The 21,085-nt window shown below is 75.9% G+C and carries 12 protein-coding genes; 11 read left to right on the top strand and 1 reads right to left on the bottom strand.

Annotated features, from left to right (window positions below; translation table 11 throughout):
• Positions 1 to 263: 263 nt before the first annotated feature.
• The 10 genes from AB0F01_RS15840 (at position 264) to AB0F01_RS15885 (ending at position 17,808) form a co-directional block, all read left to right on the top strand.
• Positions 264 to 2,768: a TOMM precursor leader peptide-binding protein gene (locus AB0F01_RS15840; RefSeq protein ID WP_362095045.1), complete on the top strand. Its 2,505-nt coding sequence runs from the start codon at positions 264 to 266 to the stop codon at positions 2,766 to 2,768.
• A complete protein-coding gene (locus AB0F01_RS15845) occupies positions 2,758 to 4,830 on the top strand; it encodes a TOMM precursor leader peptide-binding protein (protein WP_362095048.1) in 2,073 nt (690 codons plus the stop codon). Before AB0F01_RS15840 ends, AB0F01_RS15845 begins: the two co-directional genes overlap by 11 nt.
• Positions 4,831 to 5,214: 384 nt before the next feature.
• Positions 5,215 to 6,990, top strand: a complete 1,776-nt coding sequence (locus tag AB0F01_RS15850; protein ID WP_362095051.1) for a nitroreductase family protein — start codon at positions 5,215 to 5,217, stop codon at positions 6,988 to 6,990.
• A gap of 19 nt (positions 6,991 to 7,009) precedes the next feature.
• Positions 7,010 to 10,006: a lantibiotic dehydratase gene (locus tag AB0F01_RS15855; RefSeq protein WP_362095053.1), complete on the top strand. Its 2,997-nt coding sequence runs from the start codon at positions 7,010 to 7,012 to the stop codon at positions 10,004 to 10,006.
• The gene (locus AB0F01_RS15860; protein WP_362095056.1) at positions 9,994 to 11,130 is read left to right on the top strand and encodes a lantibiotic dehydratase C-terminal domain-containing protein; all 1,137 of its coding nucleotides are present in this window, start codon (positions 9,994 to 9,996) and stop codon (positions 11,128 to 11,130) included. Before AB0F01_RS15855 ends, AB0F01_RS15860 begins: the two co-directional genes overlap by 13 nt.
• A complete protein-coding gene (locus AB0F01_RS15865) occupies positions 11,127 to 12,452 on the top strand; it encodes a M50 family metallopeptidase (protein WP_362095058.1) in 1,326 nt (441 codons plus the stop codon). The genes AB0F01_RS15860 and AB0F01_RS15865 overlap by 4 nt, the downstream gene beginning before the upstream one ends.
• Before the next feature lie 87 nt (positions 12,453 to 12,539).
• Positions 12,540 to 13,550 carry an ABC transporter ATP-binding protein gene (locus AB0F01_RS15870; protein WP_362095061.1) on the top strand — a complete coding sequence of 337 codons (1,011 nt, stop codon included), beginning with the start codon at positions 12,540 to 12,542 and terminating at the stop codon, positions 13,548 to 13,550.
• On the top strand, positions 13,547 to 14,302 hold the full coding sequence (locus AB0F01_RS15875; RefSeq protein WP_362095064.1) for an ABC transporter permease: 756 nt from the start codon (positions 13,547 to 13,549) through the stop codon (positions 14,300 to 14,302). Before AB0F01_RS15870 ends, AB0F01_RS15875 begins: the two co-directional genes overlap by 4 nt.
• A 32-nt stretch (positions 14,303 to 14,334) precedes the next feature.
• Positions 14,335 to 16,260, top strand: a complete 1,926-nt coding sequence (locus AB0F01_RS15880; protein WP_362095257.1) for a TOMM precursor leader peptide-binding protein — start codon at positions 14,335 to 14,337, stop codon at positions 16,258 to 16,260.
• Between the two features lie 183 nt (positions 16,261 to 16,443).
• Positions 16,444 to 17,808: an amidohydrolase gene (locus AB0F01_RS15885; RefSeq protein ID WP_362095067.1), complete on the top strand. Its 1,365-nt coding sequence runs from the start codon at positions 16,444 to 16,446 to the stop codon at positions 17,806 to 17,808.
• A gap of 43 nt (positions 17,809 to 17,851) precedes the next feature.
• Here the strand turns inward: AB0F01_RS15885 and AB0F01_RS15890 are convergent, their stop codons facing one another.
• Entirely contained in the window at positions 17,852 to 19,432 is a 1,581-nt protein-coding gene (locus AB0F01_RS15890) for an IucA/IucC family protein (RefSeq protein WP_362095070.1), read from the bottom strand.
• Between the two features lie 95 nt (positions 19,433 to 19,527).
• Here AB0F01_RS15890 and AB0F01_RS15895 point away from each other — a divergent pair, with 95 nt between their 5' ends.
• On the top strand, positions 19,528 to 21,054 hold the full coding sequence (locus tag AB0F01_RS15895) for an IucA/IucC family protein (protein ID WP_362095072.1): 1,527 nt from the start codon (positions 19,528 to 19,530) through the stop codon (positions 21,052 to 21,054).
• Positions 21,055 to 21,085 lie beyond the last annotated feature (31 nt).

The raw sequence follows: 21,085 nt of genomic DNA on the forward strand, positions 1-21,085 counted from the left end.
CCCCTCCAACCCCTGCCCCCTGCCCCCAGACCCCACCCCCGCACACCCACCAACGGACGCCCATACCACCGCACATCCACTGATACCGACGCATCCGGAAGCACCGGCACACCCTCACGCACTCACGCACTCACGGGGCAGCGGAGCCGGCCGGAACCGACTGCCCCAGGACCGCTTCCCCACCGCCTCCCACCCCCACCGCTTCCCACCGCTCGTCCACCCGCATCGGCCGCCAGGCCCCCACCCGGAGGTACGACCCGAGCATGTCCACCACGCCGTACGAGGAGACCGCGGACACCCGGCCCAGGGTGCGCCGCGACGTGCTGTTCACCGAGACGCCGGGCGGCGTGATCTTCCACAACGCCGACGGGGGGTTCCAGGTCACCTCCCCCTCCGCCTACCGCTTCGCCACGCTCCTCGTCCCGCACCTGGACGGCAGCCGGACCGTGGCCGAGATCTGCGCGGGCTTCAAGGATCCGCAGAAGGCGATGGTGGGCGGGCTGGTCAAGGCCCTCTACACGCGCGGCTTCGCCCGCTCGGTGCCCGCTCCCCCAGGGTCCGACGGTGGGGGCGGAGCGTCGGCGGAGGCGCTGCCGCCGGCCGTCGCCGACCGCTTCGCCCAGCAGATCGCCTACATCGACCACTACGCCGACGGCGCCGAGCGGGCGTTCGCGGCGTTCCGCAGCACCCGGGTGGCCGTGCTGGGGGACGGCCAGGTCGCCCGGTGGGCCGCCCTGTCGCTGATCCGCAACGGCTGCGCGTCCGTCGCCGTCGAAAAGTCGCTCGCCACGGGCCACGCCACCGCACGGGATCTGGAGGCGGTGCGGGCCGAGGCGGCCCGGTACACGGCGCAGGGCAGCCCGGCCGAGGTGACGGTGCTGCCCGGCACGGGGGCCGGTCCCGGCCGGGCGGGCTGGGCGGCGTTCGAGGGGTACGACGTGGTGGTCGCGGCGTGCGGTCGCGACGCGTTCCGGACGGCGGTCGGCCTGCTGGGCGACGGCGTCCCCGAGGGCCGGGTGCTGCTGCCCGCGTGGACGTTCGGCGGCCGTGCCGTGGTCGGCCCGCTCACCACGCGGGCCGCCGGGGACGCGGCGGGCTGCGTCGCCTGCGCGGCGCTGCGGCTCGGCGCCAACGGTGACGCGGCGGACGCCGCGGTGGCCGCCGAGCTGTGGAGCGGGCTGGCCCTGGACACGGACGGCGGGACGGCACCGCGCGGCCCGCTCGCGGCGATGCTCGGCAACCTGCTGGGCTACGAGGTGTTCCGGCTGGTCACCGGGGCGCTGCCGGCCGAGACGCGGGGGCAGGTCCTGGTGCAGGACATGGCGTCCTTCGACGTCCTGGCGGAGCGGCTGCTGCCGCATCCGCGCTGCCCGTTCTGCCGTCCCGCGCCGGCGCTTCCGGAGGCCGTCGACCTCACGGCGGCCCCGCCGCGGCCGGTCTTCGAACCCGTGGTGGCCGCCGCACCGGACGACGACGCGAGCGAGGGTCCGCTCGCCGAACTCGACCGCCGCGCGCTCGCGCTCCGGCCGTCGGTCGGCGTGTTCACCCGGTACGCGGACGAGCCGGTCACTCAGACCCCGCTGAAGGTCGGCGCCGTCGAGGTGGGTCTCGGCGCGGCCGGCACCAGGACCGTGGCCGCCTTCGACGTGCAGCACACGGCCGGGGCCCGGCTGCGGGCCCTGGACGCCGCCGCCGCGGTCTACGCCGAGCACGTCGTCCCCGCCGCCACCGTGCCGGTCCCCGCGCTCGTCGCCGGTCCGACGAGTACCCCGGAGGCGCACGCGTCGGAGGCGGACCGGGCGGGGCGCGGGGCGCGGGCGCAGGAACGTCCTCTTCCCCTGCCGCGCGTGTCCCCGGACGCGCTGACCACGGCCACCGGGGCCGGGGGTGATCCGGTGGCGGGCTGGGTGGCCGGCACCTCGCTGCTGACGAAGGAACAGGTACTGGTGCCCGCGGGTGCGGTGCGCCCGTTCGGGCCGGACAACCAGGACCGCCGGTTCGAGCCGTCCCGGGCCGGGGCGGGAGCGGGCGGCGGAGCGCCGGAGGCCGCGGCGGCCGGGCTGTTGTCGGCGCTCGCGCACGACGCGCTGCGCCGGTCGGTGCGCGGCACCGGCCGGGTCGCACCGCTGGCCCCGGCCGAGCTGGACGGGGACGCGGAAGCGGTCTTCCTGCTGCGGTCGGCCGAGCACATGGGGCTGGACGTCGAACTCCTCGACCTCGGCGAGACGGACCGCAGCGGGGTTTCCGTCGTCCTGGCCAGGACCCGTCCGGGCGCCACCGGTCCGGGCCCGGAGGCCCGCAACGCTTCGGAGGAGGCCCGGCACGCCTCGGCGGAGGCCGACGGGCCGGCGCCGTGGGCCGTCGGGGCCGCCCTGGACCGGACCGCGGCGGCGGTCGACGCGCTGCGCGACCTGCTCGGCACCGTCCAGCTCGCCGCGGAGGGCGTACTGGGCGAACCCGACACCGGGGACCCGCTGCTGGCCGACCTCGACGCGGCGCTGATACCGGTCACCGCAGAGCCGGGGGCAGCGGGACCGGTGGAGTCGGGGGTGGAGTCGGCGGCGGTGGAGTCGGCGGCGGTGGAGTCGGGACCGGTGGAGTCGGCGGGGCCGCCGCCCGCTCCGGTGTCCTGGACGGACGTGCTGGAACGGCTGGCTGCCGCGGGACGGGACGCCGTGGTGGTGCCCACCCACGCCGCCGACCTGCCGGCCGCCGGGATCCACACCGTCCGGGTCCTGCTCACGAAGGCGGCCGACGATGACGACTGACCTCGCCGGATCAGGAACCGTGCCGCGCGCCACGCCCGCCACCCCACTCACCCCGCACGACACCGGTGCCCGCTCCGGGGCCACACCGGCGGCGCTCCGGACCCGTGACGCCGCCTGCCGCGACTTCGCCGCTGAACTGGACCGCGCCCTCGCCGAGTTGACGTCTGCGCCGCAGCCGCCACCGCCCGCCGTGACGGTCGGTGCCCTCGGCGTGCGCGACGCGTTCGGCACCTCGGGCACGCACGCGGCGCACCCGCCCGAGGGCGGAGCCAGCGGGGCCCGGGCCGGATCCGCCGCCGACGTCCTCCCCGTCCACCTCTACGGGCGGCACGTGGTCGTCGGCCCGTGGCCCGCCGGGGGGCGCCCCGGCTGCGGGACCTGTCTGCGGCGCCGCTGGCAGTCGGTGCGCTCGGTCGGCCTGCGGGAAGGGCTCGAACTGCGGGGCGGGACCCGGGAGGCGGGCCCGTGGCCGTACCTGGTCCCCTTCGCCGCGCACACCGTCGCCGCCCTGATCGCCCGGCGGGCCGCGGACCCGGCCGGGGAGGAGGGGCGGCCGTTCCCCGACGTGTGGCTGGTGGACCTCGAACGCCTGACGGTGCGTCACCACCCCCTGGTGCCGGAGCCGGACTGCCCCGAGTGCGCGCACCCGAAGCCGGTGACCGACGAGGCCGCGGTCCTGGACCTGCGCCCGGCGCCCAAGTACCGGCCGGGCGTCAGCAGGGTCCGACCGGTGGACTCCTACGGCCTTCAGGTGGACGCGTTCGCCAACCCGCACTGGGGCGCGGTCGGACCGTCCGTCGTCTGCGACGTCACCTCGCCGACGACCTCCGCCACCGTGGGCTGCTTCTCCAGCCGTTCGGGCGACTACCTGCGCGAGACGTTCTGGGGCGGCCACACCGACACATACCACGACAGCACCCTGATCGGGGTGCTGGAGGGCCTCGAACGGTACGCCGGGATGCGGGCCCGGGGCCGCGCCGTCACGCTCACCGCCACGTTGGACGAACTCGGCCCGGACGCCGTCGACCCCCGGCAGACCGGCCTGTACACGGACGCGTTCCACCGGGCGAACCCGTGGGTGCCGCCCTTCGCGCCGGACCGCCCGGTCCCGTGGGTGTGGGGGTGGTCGCTGCGGGACGGGCGCGCCCGGCCGGTTCCGGAGATCCTCGCCTACTACCACAAGCCGGGCATCGAGCACCGGTTCGTGCAGGAGAGCTCCAACGGCTGCGCCTCCGGGGGCAGTCTGGAGGAGGCCGTGCTGAGCGGGCTGATGGAGGTGCTGGAGCGGGACGCCTTCCTGCTGGCGTGGCACGGGAGACAGCCGCTGCCCGAGATCGACCCGGCGACCAGCACGGAACCGCGCACCCGGTTCATGGTCGAGCGCATGGCCCTGTACGGCTACCGGGCGCGGTTCTTCGACACCCGGATCACCTTCCCGGTGCCGGTCGTGACCGGCGTGGCGGAGCGGTTCGACGGCGGCCCGGCCCGCATGTGCTTCGGCGCCGGGGCCTCTCTCGACCCGGAGGCCGCGCTGGCGGCAGCCCTGTGCGAGATCGCCACCGATTCGGTGCAACTGCTGCAGCGCTTCCGGCGCGACGAGGCCGCCTACCGCGCGATGGCCGCCGATTTCACGCGGATCACCAGCCTGCACGACCATCCGCTGGTCTACGCGGTCCCGGAGATGGGCCGCTTCGCCGACTTCCTGCTACGCCCGGCCCCCGGAACCCGAGCCGTGGAACCGCGGGAGGTGGCCTCGCTGCGCTGGGACCGTGCGGACGGTACGGGTCCGGACGTGCGGGACGACCTGCTCGCGGCCGTGGAGGCGGTGACGGAGGCCGGGTTCGACGTGGTCGTCGTCGACCAGACCGCGCCCGAGCAGCGCGCCCTCGGCCTGCACACCGTCAAGGTGCTGGTTCCGGGGCTGCTCCCGCTCGACTTCGGCTGGAGCCGGCAACGCGCCCGGCACCTGCCACGGATGTTCACCGCGCTGCGGGAGGCCGGCCTGCGGCCGGACGACCTCACCCCGGCGGACCTCAACCCCGGCCCCCACCCATTCCCATGACCGGCCACCGCATCGCCCCGCCCACCATGAGCACCGTGAACCCCACGGGCGCTGTGAACAGCGGGGGCGCCGTGAGCACCACGAGCACCGTCACCAGCGGAAGCCCCACGAGCACCGCCGACGCCGCGCACATCGAGAGCAGTGCTCCCGCGCAGGAGCAGTGCTCGCGCGAGAGCACGACTCACGGCGGTGAGCACCGCTCACGCCTGAGAGCCCTGCTCGCACGAGAGCACTGCTCACACCGAGAGCACCGCTCACCTAAAGAGCACCGCATACGCCAAGAGCACCGCTCACACCGAGAGCACTGCCCGCACCGAGAGCACCGCTCACATCGAGAGCGCTGCTCGCACCGAAGCCAGAAGGACACAAGGAAAGGGGGATGCCATGGGGTACGCCCATGAGTACGCGCACGCGGTCCTGCACCGCGGCCGCGTCCCGATGGAGCCCACCGACCACGTCGTGGACTGGGACGACGGCCCGCGCAAGGGCAAGTTCTATCCCGGCGCACCGGCGTTCGCCCTGCCCGGCACCGAGGACCTGGCCGACGTCCCGGTCGCGCCGGGGCTGCTGCCCGACTCCGTTCCCGCCCGGGACGCGGACCGCTCCCCCGGGTTCACCGTGCCGCTGCTGTCGGCGATGCTGCGGGACTCCTACGGCCTGACCGGGCGGCGCCTCGGCATCCAGGCCAACACCGACCTGCCCGGGCTGCCGTTCCACACCCACGCCAACTGGTCGCGCGGCACGGCGGGCGGGGGCGGGCTCTACCCGATGGCCGTGCACTGGGCGTCCGGCCCGTCCGCGCCTCTCACCCCGGGGCTGCACCACTACGACGTCCAACGGCACGCTCTGCAGCGGCTGTTGACCGGTGACGTCACGGACCGGGTGCGGGACGCCCTGGGCGCCGACGCCCCCGCGGAGGCCCTGGACACCGACCAGTACCTCGTCCTCTCGGTCAAGTACTGGCAGAACTCCTTCAAGTACAACAGCTTCTCGTTCCACGTGGTCTGCACCGACCTCGGCACCCTGGTGCAGACGTGGCGGATCTGGGCCGCGCCCCGGGGCCTGCGGGTCGCGCCGGTGCTGTGGTTCGACGAGCCCCGGCTGAACGAGCTGCTGGGCGTGCGGGGAGAGCAGGAGACGGTGTTCGGCGTGGTGCCCCTGCACTGGGCGCACAAGGAACCCGGCGGCGCCCGTGAACCCGGCACCCCCGATTCGGGCACCCCTGAATCGGTCACCCCTGCATTGGACACCCCCGAACCCGCCGCCCCAATGGACCGCCGGCCGCGCACGGACCCAAGGCACCGGCCGGCCGCGCGGCACCGGGACGCCGAACGCTCCCGCAGGCTGCTGGAGTTCGACGCGCTGAACGCCATGCACGCCGCGACCCTGGCGGGTGCCACCACCCGGCCCGCCCCCGGCGCCCTGGCCGCTGCCGCCGCCACCGACACCGCTCCCGCCCCCACCGCCACCGGCACCGCTCCCGCCAGCACCGCCACCACCGCCATCGGCACCGCTCCCGCCACCGGCACCCCACACGTCCCCCTCCCCGCGCCCGCCCTCCCCGGCACCGGTGTGCGCCGGGCGCTGCGTGAACGCCGTTCCAGCTTCGGCCGGTTCGACGCCCGGCGCCGGACCGGGGCCGGGGAACTGTCGGCGGTCCTGGCGGCCTGTGCGCAGACCCGGCTGGCCGGTGACAGCGACCCGTCCGGCGGCCTCCGCCTCGCCCGGCTCTACGCATTCGTCAACCACGTCCAGGACGTGGCGCAGGGGGCCTACGCCTACGACCCGGACCGGGACGAGCTGCGCCTTGTCCATCCAGGCCCACAGGGGGAGTTCCTCCAGCGGAACTACTTCCTCGCCAACTACAACCTGGAGCAGGCCGGTGCCGTCCTGGTGCCGACGGTGCGGACCACGGCCGTCCTGGACGCCGTCGGTGACCGGGGCTACCGGCTCGCCGTCGGCACCGCCGGGGCCGTCGCCCAGAGCTTCTACGTGGCCGCCGCCGCGCTGGGGCTGGGCGCCGGGGTGGCCCTGGGCTTCGACAACGTGTCGTACGCCGAGCGGCTGGGGCTGACGGAGAGCGACGAGGCCCCGCTGCTCATCATGGCCCTCGGTCACGAACGGCCCGGGTCCGCCGACTTCCGCCACGAGATCGCCTGACGGCCGCAGAGGACTGCTCATGACACCCACCGAGTCCGGCACCCCGGACCCCACCGCGGCCCCGGACCCCGTTCCGGCCACGGCCCCGCGCCCGGCCGACGGAGCCGACGCACCCGCGCCCGCCCCTACCCCCGGCCCCGCACCCACACCCACACCCACACCCACACCCACAACCCTCCCCGGCCCCACACCCACGACCCTGCCCGGCCCCACACCCACACCCGCGCCCCTGCCCGGCCCCGCCGGCACCCACTGGGAGCCCGGACGGCGGTTCCTGCTCCGCGCGGCCGGGCTGCCGGTCGAGACCGTGCACGGGCTGCGCTGCCCCCGCACCCGCCGCTGGGCGGAGGTCGTGCTCACCGAGGAGACCCGGCTGACCGCGGCCGGGGCGGAACTCAGCGACCTGCTGCACACCCTGGTCAAGGCGACCACCGGCCCCGACGAGGCGCCCGGCGACGCCGCCGCGCGCCGCGCCCTGATCAACCTGCGCCGTCAGGTGTTCAACAACCGGCTCCCCGCAGACCCGGAGGCCGCCGTCCGCCTGGTGACGGACCGGGACCCGGACACCGGCCGGCGCACCGCCGACTGGCTGCGCGACCGCGCCCGGCTGGAGGAGCTGCGCGCGGACGGCGGGGACCTGCTCGCCGCCGAACTCAACGACAGCCGACGGGCGTTGCGCACCGCGCTGGCCGACGACCGGCTGCGGCACGGCCTGCTGCTCGCCTCGCCCGCCCTCGACGGCCGGCTCGACTCCTACCTGAAGGACGGTTCGGGGCGGCCGGGCAGCAGGCTGCGCAAGATCGAGCGGTCGGCGCTGACGTACCTGTACCGCACCGCCTGCAAGACCAGCCCGTTCAGCACCTTCACCGGTGTCGGCCTCGGCACCTTCGCCGGTCCGCCCGGGGACGACGGGGCCGATCTGACGTGCGGCGAGGACTGGGTGAGCCATGTCCGGCTCAACGTGGTGGTGCTGACCCGGCTCACGGAGCTGATCACGGCCGACCCGGAGCGCCGCCGCGACCTGCCCCTGGTGCTGTCCCCCGGCTGGGGGCGCGACGCCGACCGCATCCGCTACGTGCGGCACGTGATGACCGCGGGCGACGACAGCGCGGCGGTGACCTTCGACGCCGTGCGCGACCGGCTGTTCTTCCTGCGCAGCAGCGGCACCCTGGAGGCCCTCCTGGAGTGGCTCGGCGACCGCGAGGAGCCGGTGCGGCACCGGGACCTGGTGGACCGGCTGGAGCGCGACCACGGCGCCGGGCGCGAGGAGTGCGAGCGGTACGCGTCGGCGCTGCTGGACCTGGGCATGGTTCAGGTCCCGGTGCTGCGCACCGACGTGCACAGCCGTGACCCGCTGCGATCCTACCAGGAGGCGCTGCGCTCCCTCGCGGTGCCCTGGGCGGACCGGCTGGCCGGCCTGCTGGACGGCCCGGCGCGGTGCCTGGACCGCTACCCCCGGGCGGACACCGCCGAGCGCCGCAGCCTGCTGAGCACCCTGCGCGCCGGCCTGCTGGACGCGCAGCGCGACCTGGGGGCCGAGGAGCCGACGCTGCCGCAGACCCTGGTGTACGAGGACGTCGACACCGGGGGCGACCTGGTGTGCGGTCCGGGGGTGCTGGGCGGTGACACCGGGCGGGCGCTGCGGGCCGTGGAGGGGGTGCTGCCGCTGTTCGACCTGACGCTGCCGCACCGCGTCACCCTGCTCGGCTTCTTCCTCGCCCGCTACGGACGCGGGGGCCGCTGCGACGACCTGCTGGGCCTCGTGCACGACTTCCACGAGGACTTCTTCGACCAGTACGTGTCCTTCACCGGCCGGCGCGTGCCCTTCGACGCCTCGGGCGCCTACGTCCCGGAGGAGAACTGGCTCGGGCAGGACGAGATGCGCACCCTCGACCGTGCCCGCCGCCACTTCCACGACGGCATGCGCGCCCTGTGGCAGGACGGCCGGGACGCGGAGGAACTGGAACTTCCTGAGCAGCTGTTGGCCGAAACCGCGGCCGGACTGGAGCCGCTCACCGGGCACTTCGCCCCCCAGAGCCACCATCTCCAGCTCTGCCGGGGCGCGGAGGGACCCGACCGTGATCTGGTCGTCCTGAACAAGTCGTACGGCGGACTGGCCTTCCCCTTCAGCCGGTTCACCCACCTCTACGACGGCGACGGACCGGCCGCCGGCGGCGACGACGGGCCGGGTCTCTCCGCGACGCTGCGCGAGGAGATGGCCGCCCGGGCGCCGGAAGGCGCGGTGTTCGCGGAGGTCACCGGCGGGCCGGTGAGCAGCAACCTCAACCTGCACGGCCGGCTGACCGGGCACCACATCGTCTGCCCCGGCGAGACGAGTTCGGTACCGGAGGACGCCCGCATCCACCTCGACGACCTGTACGTCGAGCACGACGAGCGGGCCGGGCGGCTGGTGCTGCGTTCGCGCCGCCTGGGCCGGGAGGTCGTCCCGGTGTACCTCGGCTATCTGGTGCCGATCGCGCTGCCGGAGATCCCGCGCACCCTGCTGCTGCTCTCCCCCAGCACGATGGCCCCCGTCGACGTGTGGGCGGGCGTCCCGGAGGGGGAACCCGTCGAAGGCGTCACCCGCAGGCCGCGCGTGCGGCACGGCAACGTGGTGGTGAGCCGCCGCAGTTGGACCGCGGACGCCCGGGTGCTGCCGGTCCGGGAGCCCGGGGCCGGTGAGGAGGATCACTACCTGGCGTGGCTGCGCTGGCAGCGGGCGCACGGGCTGCCCGACCGCTGCTTCGCCACGGTGCTGGCCCCCGACCGGGGGCCCCTGGGTGCCAAGCCCCTGTACGTCGACTTCGACAGCGCGCTCTCACTGGCCGCGTTCGAGGCGCTGGTGGAGCGCGGGCCCGGTGTCCGGGTGACGTTCCGGGAGATGCTCCCCGCCGAGGACGCCCTGCACCTCACCTCCGCGCGCGGCCGGCACGTGGCCGAGCTGGCCGTGGAAACCTTCACCACCCGCCCCCTGCCCTCGTCCCCCACGGAGGTCTCCCCGTCATGCCCGAACTGACCGAGCCCGCCGCGTTCCGTCCGGCACCCGGCGCGGACCCGTCGCCCTGGCTGGCGCTGCACGTCTTCTACGCCGCCAACCCGCAGCCCCTGCTGGTCAACTGCGTGCGCCCGCTGGTCGACGGGCTCACCGCGGACGGCCTGCTGTCCGGCTACTTCTTCATCAACTACTGGCTGGAGGGCCCGCACGTGCGGCTGCGACTGCGGCCGAGCGGCCCGGAGGCCGAACCGGAGGTGCGTCGCCGCGCCGAGGAGGCGATCGACGGCTTCCTGAAGACCCGTCCGGCGCTCTACGAGGTCGACTCCGGGTTCCTGAAGGACTTCTACAACTCGCTGTTCGACATCGAGTTCCCCGGCGAGGACCGGGCCCGCTACATGGGCCCGGACGGCCGGATGAACCTGCGGCCGAACAACTCCCGCTCGTACGAGGTCTACGCGCCCGAGTACGCCAAGTACGGCGGCCCGGCCGGGGTGGAACTGGCCGAGTGGCACTTCCGGCACTCCAGCGACCTGGTGCTGGAGGCGTACCGGACCATGAACCTGCACGTGCGGACGGTGCTGCTCGGCACGTCGGCGCAGCTGATGATGGTGATGGCGAGCTGCTTCCTGCCCGAGGAGGACCGGCTCGCCGACTACCTGGACTCCTACTACGCCTTCTGGCACCGGCTGTTCCCCGGCACCGGCTTCATCGGCTCCACGGAGTACGAACGCACCTACGCGCAGATGGCGCCCGCGCTCGGCGCCCGGTTCGCGATGCTGCGCGGAGTCGTGGCGGACGGGGGCACGGACCGGCTGCCGCCCTTCCTGCGGCGCTGGGCGGAGCACTGCCTGGAGTTGCGCGCGCGGGTGGTGGAGCTGACGGAGCGCGGGGACCTGGCGTTCCCGGCGTGGGAGGGCCCGGCGCGCGAGGACGCCGGGCAGGAGCGGGCCGAGGATCCGGACGCCGCCCCCCTGGTGACCGTCACGCACGTGCCGGCGGTCCTGCCCCGCCTGCTCTCGCCGTACATGCACATGACGAACAACCGGCTGCACGTGACCATCCGGGACGAGGCGTACCTGGCCTTCGTCCTCGGCCGCGTGCTGCGGGATCCGAAGGCCGACGGGGATCGGAGAGACGCCTCGTGAGCGCCACCGACCGCCGGGCCGCCGGTGCCCCGGCGCCCGGCCGCCCGGACCGCCCGGACCGGGCGGACCGGGCGGACCCCGCGCCCGACGGAACCGCCCGCGGCGGCAGCGTCCCGGCCGACCCGGTCCCGGGCGGCTCCGCGCCGCACGCTCCCGACCCCGGCGCCGCCGCCCCGGCCACCTCCGCACCGGCCGCCGCCCCCGACGGTTCCGCCCCGCCGCGCCCGGCCGACGCCGTGCGGGCGTACCGGCCCGCGCTGCGCGACGGGGTGCTGATCGGGCCGGCGCTGCTGCGGGGTCCGCGGACCGTGCACCTGGTCAAACACCCCGTCAGCGGCGCCGCGTTCGAGATCGGCCCCCGGGAGCGGTTCGTCCTCGGCCTGCTCGACGGCACCCGGGACGCCGACGCCGTCGAGGCGGCGTACGCCGAACGCTTCCGGCGGCGGCTCCCGCCGGAGCAGTGGACGCGGCTGCTGGGGCTGCTGGGCACGCGCGGCCTGCTCGACGGCTCCCCGGACCCGGCTCCGCCCGAGCCGCCCCCGGCCCGCACCGGCACCGTCTGGAAGGGCAGCCGCCGTACCGTCGCCGACGCGCAGGCCACCACCGGGCGGCTGCACCGCATGCTGCGCCCGCTGCTGCGCGCCGGGGTCCAACTGCCGCTGCTGGCGGCGGTCCTGGTGATGACGGTGGCCGTCCTGGCCGACCCGGGGGCGGCCCTGGAGGGCACCCTGGAGCTGCTGACGCGGCCCCTGCTGCTGGTGCCGTTCGCGGTGTTCCTGTGGTTCAGCGTCTGCGCGCACGAACTCGCCCACGGCGTCGCCGCCCGGCACTACGGCGGGGAGGTCACGGAGATCGGCCTGCGCTGGCGGTTCCCGGCCATGATGATGTACTGCACGGTCGGCAACTACCTGTTCCTTCCCGGGCGTCGGGCCAAGCTCGTGGTCGCCGCCGCGGGAGCCCACGTCAACCTGCTGCTCCTGCTGCCCTTCGGGCTGTGGTGGGCGCTGCTGGAACCGTCCGACCCGGCCCGCGCGCCGCTCACCGGCATGCTGTTCGTCGGCATCGTGCAGGCGCTCAGCAACCTGGTGCCGCTGCCGCCGCTGGACGGCTACCGGATGCTGAGCCACGCCGTGGGCGCCGCGAACCTGGCCCCCGAGACGCTGGCCTACGTGAGGCTGCGGCGGCGCGGCCGGGACGCGGTCGCCGCCTACCCGCCGCGGGCCCGCCGTCTGCACACCGCGTACGCGGTCACGGCGGTCGCCCTGGTGCTGCTCGCCGTGGCCGGAAGCGGTACCGCCGTCGCCCTGCTGGTGATGCGATGACCCCGCCGACCACCCGTCCGACGCCCCCGCCGACGCCGCACCGGAACCACCCGCGGCCCACCCCCCGCACCGAGGACCGCTCGACCGATGAATGAGGTACCGCACATGACCCCCACCGCCCCCGTCACCGGCGACGGGACCCCACCGGCCGTCACGGTCCGGGACGTGACCAAACAGTACGGCGACCGACGGGCCGTGGACGGTGTCACCCTGGACGTCCTGCGCGGCGAGTTCTTCGGGCTGCTGGGCCCCAACGGCGCCGGGAAATCCACCCTGGTGGAGATCATGGAGGGGCTGCGCAAGGCCGACTCCGGCTCCGTCGCGGTGTTCGGCGAGTCCCCGTGGCCGCGCAACACCGGGCTGCTGCCCCGGCTCGGCGTGCAGACCCAGTCGTCGGCGTTCTTCGTGCGGCAGACGGTGCACGAGCACCTGCGGACCGTCGCAGCGCTCTACGGCGCGGACCGCGCGGCCGTCGACGCGACGCTGGAGTCGGTGGGCCTCGGCGACCGGCACCGGGTCCGGGTCGACGACCTGTCCGGCGGTCAGCGGCAGCGGCTGGCGATCGCCTCCGCACTGGTCCACGGACCGGAGCTGATCTTCCTCGACGAGCCGACGGCCTCCCTCGACCCGGAGGGGCGGCGCGACCTGTGGGAGGTGCTGCGGGGGCTCAAGGCCGAGGGCCGCACCATCGTCTACACGACGCACCACCTGGACGAGGCGGAGGCGCTCTGCGACCGGGTGGGCATCCTGGTCGCGGGGCGGCTCGTGGTCACCGACGCCCCGCAGAACCTGATCGGCTCGTTCGGCGCGGGCGGGAAACTGCTGGTGCCGGTGGGCCGGATCGACGAGGCCGGGGCCGCCGCACTGCCGGGCGTGGACCGGGTCACCGTGCAGGGCGGGCACCTGGTGCTGGAGACCAGGGAGACCGGGCGGGTGCTGGCCGCCCTCGATCCGCTCACCGGACTGGACGGCGTGCAGACCCGCATGCCGAGCCTCGAGGACGTCTACCTCGACATCACCGCCCGCCGGGCCGGCGGGACGGACGGCGTCACGGCCCCGGACGACCGGGCCCCGAACCACCAGGAGCAGCAGGCATGAGCGCCTACACCGCCCTGACCGCGGCGGGCTACCGCGCGCAGGTCCGGGACAAGACCACCGTCTTCTTCACCTTCGCCTTCCCGCTGATCTTCCTCGTCGTCTTCGGCCTGATCTTCCGCGGCCGGGACGTGGAGGAGAGCGGCTTCTCCTACCTGTCGTACACGGCGGCCGGAGTGCTGTCCTGGGGCGTCGCGAACGCCGCCGTGTTCGGCATCGGGTTCACGCTGATGCAGTGGCGGGCGGACGACATCCTGCGGATGATCCGCATGTCGCCCGCACCGCTGTCCGCCGTCATCGGGTCCCGGTACGTCCTCGCGGTGGGCGTGGGGCTGGTGCAGTCGGCGCTGTTCGTGGGCGTGGCGATGCTGCCCGGCTTCGACCTGGTGCCCGCGTCCCGGTGGCCGCTGCTGCTGCCGGTGCTGGTCCTCGGCATCACCACGTTCCTGCTGCTCGGGGTGATCGTCGGCAGCATCGGCAACACCCCGGAGTCGGTGGCCGCGATCGCCAACTTCCTGATGCTGCCGATGGCGTTCCTGTCGGGTTCGTTCTTCCCGCTGGACGCCATGCCGGACTGGCTGCAGAAGATCTCCCTGGTCCTGCCGCTGCGGTACCTCAACGACGCGGTGTCGGCGGCGCTGACCGGCCGCGGCGACCTGTCCGACATCGGGGTGGGGTGTGCCGGACTCGTCGTGTTCGCCGTGGTGTTCGGGGTGCTCGCGGCACGCCTCTTCCGCTGGACGAAGAGCTCGTGACGGCGCCCGCGAGCGGCCTGCTGCCGCATCCGATGGCCGGGGCGCGGGACGCCCTCCAGGAGTTCCTCGACGGCCGCTTCGGTGCCGCCGCGCCCCGGGTGGTGCCCGTGGGCGCCGTCGGCGCGGGCGGCGGCGACACGGGGGCGCCGGATCCGTGGGCGGCGGAGCGGCCCGGCGCGCTGGTCCATGTCACCGCCTCGGCGGTGCTGTTGGGCCCGTGGGGCGGCGACGGCCGGGCCGGTGCCTGCGGGCGCTGCCTCGCGGTGCGCTGGCAGCGGCTGCGCAGCCGCAGTGAGCGCAACGCCCTGGAGACCGGCGGCCCCGACGGCCCGCGCCCTGCCGGGCAGTGGCCGGTGCTGACGGCGCACCTGCGGGACACGGTGGCCGCCCTGTGCGAGGCCCTGCTGCACGGGCCGCGCCCGAGGCCGCCGGCCGGGGACCCGGCCGACCGGGCGCTGCCCCGGGTGACGCGGCTGGACCTGGCGGACCTGACGGTGCGGACGTATCCGCTGCTCGCCGACCCGCTGTGCCCGCACTGCGCCGGGCCTCCGCGGGTGCTCGCGCGGGACGAGGTGCCGTCGCTGTCGCCGGTGCCCCGCCCGAAGCCGGCCCCGGACACCTACCGGCTGCGGTCCGCCTTCGCGCACCCGCTGCCCACCGAGGCCCTGGCCAACCCGGTGTGCGGGGCGCTCGGCGCCGGCACCTGGAACGACGTCACCTCGTCCACGACCGCGCCGGTGGCCGGCAGCGCCTTCGTGCGGGGGTACGCGGGGCTGCACGACGTCACCTGGAGCGGGCAGGAGAACTCCTTCGCGACCAGCCGCCGGCTGGCGTTCCTGGAGGGGCTGGAGCGGTACGCGGGCACCCGTCGACGCGGCGGCCGGGCCCCGGTCGTCGGCAGCTACGACGACCTGCGGGCGGACGCGGTCGACCCCGCGGAGTGCGGGCTGTACGGTCCGGAGACGTACCGCGACGACCCGCTGGTGGAGCCGTTCGACCCGGGCCGGCCCGTCCCGTGGGAGTGGGGGTGGTCACTGCGCGACGACCGGCCGGTGCTGGTGCCGTCGCGGCTGGTGTACTACAGCATCCCGACGGCGGGCGACAACTTCGTCTTCGAGTGCTCCAACGGCTGCGCCATCGGCGGCTGCGCCGAGGAGGCCGTACTGGGCGGGCTGCTCGAACTCGTCGAACGGGACGCGTTCCTGAACGCCTGGTACGGCTCGGCGCGGCTGCCCCGGGTCGACCTGGACACGGTCGGCAGCGCCACCGCCACCGCGATGGCCGAGCGGGCCGCCCTCCAGGGCTACGACGTCCACGTCCTCGACAACCGCATCGACCTGGCGGTCCCCGCCGTCACGGTGGTCGGGGTCCGCCGGGACGGCGGGCCGGGCACCCTGTCGTTCGCGGCGGCGGCCTCCCTGGACCCGCGGGCGGCGATCGAGGGAGCCCTGTCCGAGGTGCTCAGCTACATCCCGCACCTGGCCCGGCAGACCGCCGAGCGGCGGGCCGAACTGGAGGCCATGGCCGACGACTTCACCCTGGTCCGGCATCTCAAGGACCACCCACAGCTGTACGGGCTGCCCCGGATGGCCGCGCACGCGGCGAGCTACCTGGAACCGTCCCCCGCCCGCCCGTTCGCGGAGCTGTACGGCGACTGGGAGCGGCACGGCCGCCCCCGGACCGGTGACCTGCGCGACGACGTCACCGCCGTCGTGGACGAGTTGACGGGGGCCGGGCACGACGTGATCGTCGTCGACCAGACCCCGCCGGAGCAGGAGGCGATGGGGCTGCGGACGGTCGCCACCGTGGTGCCCGGACTGCTGCCGATCGACTTCGGCTGGAACCGGCAGCGGGCCCTGCTGATGCCCCGGCTGCGCACCGCGCTGCGCCGGGGCGGGCACCGGGGCAGTGACCTGACCGACGCGGAGATCCGCCGGGCCCCGCACCCCTTCCCCTGATCCGGTCCCTCCCGAATCCCCTCATCCCGCCTCTCCCGACCGGTCCCTCCGGCCGGTCGGGAGAGACCGGTCTCTCCCGGCTCTCCCGGCCGGTTCCTCCCGACCGGTCCCGACGGTCCGACGTCCATCGTCCGGGTCCCGCCGCCGAGCGCGCGGGGCCCGGGCCCGAACGGAAGCGCGCCGATGAACCCACCGTCCGGCTCCCCCCGTCCGACGCCCCCGGCCCGCGCCGCCCCGCCCGAGGAGCCGGCCGGCGACGGCGCCACCGCTCGCGTCGGCCCCGGGGACCTCCTCGACCGTGCGGGGGGCGTGCTGCGGCCCGCGCTGGCGCTCTACCTGGACCTGCACGCCCACCCGGAGCCCTCCGGGCAGGAGGCCCGCACCGCGGACCGGTTCGCCCGGCGGCTCGCCGCGGCGGGCTGCGAGGTCACCCGGGGCGTCGGCGGGCACGGCGTGGTCGCCGTGCTCCGCAACGGGGAGGGGCCACGGGTCTGGCTGCGCGCGGAGCTCGACGCGCTGCCGGTGCGGGAGCGGACGGGGCTGCCGTACGCGAGCCGCACGGACGCGATGCACGCCTGCGGCCACGATCTGCACCTGGCCGCGGCGGCGGGCGCCACCGACCTCCTCGCCGGCCTGGCCGACCGCTGGCGGGGCACGCTCGTCGTGGTGGGGCAGCCCGCGGAGGAGACGCTGGACGGAGCGGCGCGGATGCTGCGCGACGGGCTGTACGAGCGGTTCGGCCGCCCGTCCGTGGTCCTCGCCCAGCACGCGGCGCCGCTGCCGGCGGGCACGGTCGCGCACGGCGCGCCGCCGGGTGCGGGGTCGGCGCCCGCCCTGCCGACGACCGCCGCCGGGGCCGCCCTCGACGTGGTGCTGCACGGGCGGGGCGGGCACGTGGCGACGCCGCACCTGGCGGTGAACCCGGTGGTCGCGGCGGCCGCCGTCGTCACCCGGCTCCAGGACGCCGTCGCCGGCCCGGGGGCCGGGGAGGGCCGGGTGACCCTGACGGTGGGCACGCTGCGGGCCGGGACGGCCGCCAACGTCATCCCGGACCGGGCGGTGCTCGGGGTGGCGGTGCGAGCGGCGAGCGACGAACTGCTCGACGAGGCGCTGGCGGAGGTGCGGCGGGTGGTCCGGGCGGAGAGTGCCGTGGCGGGCTCCCCCCGGGAGCCGGAGGTGACCGTCACCTCGCGGTCGGCGGCGCTGTGGTGCGACCCGGACACCGCCTCGGCCGTACGGGCCGCGCACACCGCCCTGCTGGGGAGGCGGCGGGTGCTGGACTGGCCGGGCTCGATGGCGGCGGAGGACTTCCCGCTGTTCGGGGACGCCGGGCAGGAGCTGCACGGTCAGCGTGGGGTGCCGTTGGTGTACTGGATGCTGGGGGTGGTGGGCGCGCAGGAGTGGCGCCGGGCGACGGCCGGGGGCCCGGGCGCGGCGCCGCTGGCCCCCAACCACTCCCCGTACTTCGCCCCGCACGTCGGCAGCGCCCTGCGCCCGGCGGTGGCCGCGCTGGCGGGGGCGGCACTGGACCGGTTCGGGGTGGGGTGAGGCCGGTCCGGCGTCCTGGCGGCGGCCCGCGTCCGGCGGGTGTTCAGCGTCCCGTCGACGGCCCCGCGGCCAGCGGGTTGGGCAGCGGGCGGTAGCGGGCGTCCGCACCGTCCGCGCCGGTCCAGCGGAGCAGCAGGTTGGTCTTGCCCGGCAGGGTGGGCGCGGTGAGCAGGGCGGTGGCCTCGGGGAGCCCGGCGCGGGCCAGTTCGCGGCGGACGGCGGGCCACGGGTCGAGGCCGGGGTGGTGGTCGGCGAGGGCGGCGGCGATCTCCAGGAGGTGGTTGACGACCAGGCAGTAGACCAGCCGTTCCCAGCCCGCCTCTTGGGACACCCCGGGCGGCGCACCCGCCGCCCGGCCGGTGGGTCCCGCCCCTGCCAGCAGCTTGACGCCCTCGGCGTCCCGGAACAGGGCCTGGGCCGGACGCCCGTCGGTGCCCATGGCGACCAGGGTGTTCTGCAGGTGCGCCTCCAGGACGACCCCGTGCCGGGCGTAGGCGGCCAGCGCCGGGGGGACGACCCGGGCCAGGTACGCCTCCCACCAGGCGTCGGGGTCGGCCGCCGCGGCGAGCGGGTTGCCGTCGAAGCCCTCGGCGAGCGCTGCGGCCAGGTAGGGGGTGGCGCCGGGCAGCAGGTGGCGGCGCAGCCCGTCGCGCACGACGACGGCGAGTTCCTCGTCGGCGAAGTCGGCGGTGCGGTGCCCGCGGTCGCTGAGCCAGGCCGCCGGGCCGTCGAAGGCGGCGAGGGCGGAGCGGGCGGCGGCGTCGGTGTGCGCGCGCCGGTCCAGGTCGTGGCGCCACAGGCGGCGGATGTCGTTGGTGATGCGCACGTCGAGGCTGAACTTCAGGAACAGGTCCCGTCCGGGTGCGTAGACGGTGCGGACGGCGGCCGTGGGCCAGGTGTCGGAGCCGGTGGTGCCGAGCCGGAGGAGGCGGCCGTCGGCGAAGGCGGGCGCGAGGCGGGCGGCGGCCAGGTCGAGCTGCCAGGGGTGGGCGGGCAGCAGCCGGTAGCCGGGCGGTGCGCTGCCGAGGCGGTCGAGGGCGGAGGTGTCGCCCTCGTCGACGACGGTGTCCTCGCGCAGGGCGAGCAGGGCCAGCGGGAAACGGGCGTGGGCCTCGGGCGCGTACGGCAGCCAGGCGGCGGCCGGGCCGCCGCCGCGGGACTTGGGCGCGGGGTGGTGGGTGTGGCCGGTGACGAGGGCCTGCTCGGACCGTAGGTAGGGGTCGTGGGGCGGGTCGGAGCGGGCGCGGGCGGCGAGGAGGGCGGCGACCACGTCCCGGCTGTCGGTCATCTCGGTGGGCAGTTCGTGGTTGGGGACGCCGGTGTGGCGGCGCAGTTCTTCCGCGGCGAGTTTGACCAGTTCGGGGTGGCCCAGGGGCTGCCAGCCGCCCGCGGTGCGCACCTCGGGGGCGGTGGGGCGCCTGGTGCCGCGCACCCGCAGCAGCCGGCCCGAGCCGGGCAGCCGGTAGGTGCGGCGGCCGTCGGTGTCGGCGACCGGCTCGCCCACCTCCCGCAGCAGGCAGTTCAGCAGCGGCACGGCGGCGTAGGCGTCGGCGCGGCGGGCGAGGCCGTCGCGGCGGGCCGCGTCGTCGTCCGCCGGCGGGGGAAGAAGGTCCACGCGTTCCACTGATTCCCTACGGTCTGTACGGGCGGTGACGATCAGTATGTCTGGCGTGGCCGGCCCGTTCGTGCCGTCCCGGTCGTACCCACAGGAGCCCGCCCGTGCACCGTTCCCCCTCCGCGGAGGCCGAAATCGGCGACGAACTGGCCGCCCGGCGGCCGGACCTCGCCGCCCGTTACGCGCGGGCGCTGCCCGGTGCCCGTGCGGCCGTGCTGACCAGGCTGTGGAGGGGTCTGGTCCATGATCCGCTGCCGTGGGCGGGGGTCCGGGAGACGAGCCGGGACGGGGTCGTGCTGCGGCCGGCGGACGGCCGGATCCTGAGTGGTCCGCCGGCCGATCCGTACGCGACGGCGGCGTACGTCACGGCCGTCCGGCTGGGCGGGCGGGAGTACGCCGACCCGGCGCGGCTGGTGACGGACCTGGCGGTGCCGCACTCTGCGGTGTTCGCCGCCGAACTGGGGCACAGCGTCGCCTCGCTGGCACTGTCCCGGGCGGCGAACCCGGGCCACGACGCGCGCCCGGATCGGCCGGAGGAGTGGCCGGTGCGGGACTGGGAGTGGGAGCAGCGGGTGGTGGACGGGCATCCGTTCCACCCCTCGTGCCGTTCCCGGCCGGGGCTGTCCGTGGCGGACCAGCTGGCCTACGGGCCCGAGCACCGTCCGGTGGTGGGGCTGGGGCTGCTGCCGGTGCCGGCGGAGGAGTGCCTGGTGTCGGGCGCCTGGCCCGGGTGGCTGCGCGACGGGGGGCGGCTCCTGGTCCCGGTGCACCCGTGGCAGGAGGCGCACGTGCTGAAGCGGACGGCTGCCGAGCGGCTGGCGGCCCACCCGCTGATGGCGCTGCGCACCCTGGCGCTGCCCGGCGGTCCGCAGGTGAAGACGGCGTTCAGCGCCCGGCTGACGTCCTCGGTGCGGGACATCTCGCTGGGCTCGGTGGCCGCCTCGGGGGCCCTGTCGGTCCTCGGGGAGGCGGTGGCGGCCCGTGCGGGCGGGCTGTTGCACGTCACGCGGACGGTGGCGGCGGTGGCGGCCGGTTCGCCGGACTTCGCGGCGGTGCTGCGCCATTCGCCGCAGGAGTACGCGGCGGCCGGGGAGCGGGTGGTGCCGGTGGCGGCGCTGGTGACGACGGGGCTGCCGGACCGGCCCGGGTGGACGGTGCGGCTGGCGCGGCTGGCGCTGACGGTGGGGCTGCGGCTGCTGGAGCTGGGGGTGGCGCTGGAGGCGCACGGCCAGAACCTGCTGGTGGTGCTGTCGCCGGCCGGGGAGCCGCTGCGGCTGGTCTACCGCGACCTGGCGGACATCCGGGTCTCCCCGGCCCGGCTGGCCCGGCACGGCATCGACGTCCCGCCCGAGGTGCCGGACCGGGTCGTCACGGACGACGAACGGGCGTTGCGGCGCAAGCTGTTCGGCTCCCTGGTGGCCGGTGCGCTGGCCGGGACGGCGGGTTCGGGAGCGCAGCTGCGGGCGGTGCTGGAGGGCGCGGTGCGGGATGTTCCGAGCGGTCCGGACCTGGACGCGCTGACCGGCGGGCCGGTGCCCGCGAAGGCGCTGACGCTGATGCGGATGTCTCCGGGCACCGCCGGGGACCAGTGGACGGAACTGCCCAATCCGCTTCAAGTCGCCTGCTTCTGACGGCCCGTTTTGAAAGGCGTCAGCCACCGTC

The organism is Streptomyces sp. NPDC029526 (genome assembly GCF_040637405.1).
Classification (GTDB): domain Bacteria; phylum Actinomycetota; class Actinomycetes; order Streptomycetales; family Streptomycetaceae; genus Streptomyces.